The 299-nt window shown below is 44.5% G+C and carries 1 pseudogene; it reads left to right on the top strand.

From position 1 onward, the window contains the following. Positions 1–58: 58 nt before the first annotated feature. Positions 59–299: pseudogene (locus tag ACEO2X_RS14370) on the top strand (IS66 family transposase); the annotation flags it as partial.

The following is a 299-nucleotide window of genomic DNA, read 5'->3' as shown; positions in this document are numbered from 1 at the left end:
CTGCCATCCTCCAAACGTTCTATTTCATTCTCTTCATGACCTCAGGCATACTGCGGTCATGAATACGCTGCCTGACTTAAGCCAACTGACCCATGAACAACTGCTGGAATTCACCAGACAGTTGGCGCTGCAGCATCAGTCTCTGGCGCAATCAAATCAAGAATTGGATGCCAAAGTTCAACATCTTTCTATTCTCAATCAAAAATACGAGCATGAACTCGCACTATTTAAACAGCACAAATTCGGCAGTAAAAACGAACATCTCACTGCAAAACAAATCCACCTGTGGGATGAAGCGG

The organism is Acinetobacter sp. AL9 (assembly GCF_041464035.1).
GTDB classification, from domain to species: Bacteria; Pseudomonadota; Gammaproteobacteria; order Pseudomonadales; family Moraxellaceae; genus Acinetobacter; species Acinetobacter towneri.
Note: the sequence above shows the minus strand (reverse complement) of the source record. Positions and strands in the feature narration are given on the sequence as shown.